We start from the raw sequence: 278 nt of genomic DNA, 5'->3' as shown, positions 1-278 counted from the left end.
GAGTCTGTGAAATCGAGGAACCCGTCGGTCCACTCGTTGCCGATGGCCTTCGTTACGTCCGTCTCGCTCACGTCGCTGAAGCCGTCGAATCCGTCCATACAACTTGGTAGTATTACTTGGTTGTGAAATACGTTGCGGTCGATACGTGGTTGCGTGTCTCTTCTCTGTTGGTGGACCGACTGGCCATTCTTCCAAAACCTCGACCGCTGGGCGATACTCGGGTAATCGTGGACCGACACCGAACTCCTCCAAAGCCCCAGCCGGCAGGCGGGCGCACG

The 278-nt window shown here is 57.6% G+C and carries 1 pseudogene; it reads right to left on the bottom strand.

The features are described 5' to 3' along the window. A pseudogene (locus tag EXE42_RS20735) lies at nucleotides 1-98 on the bottom strand (ribose 1,5-bisphosphate isomerase); the annotation flags it as partial. Nucleotides 99-278: the final 180 nt, after the last annotated feature.

This window comes from Halorubrum sp. SP3 (assembly GCF_005435195.1).
GTDB lineage: Archaea > Halobacteriota > Halobacteria > Halobacteriales > Haloferacaceae > Halorubrum > Halorubrum sodomense.
Note: the sequence above shows the minus strand (reverse complement) of the source record. Positions and strands in the feature narration are given on the sequence as shown.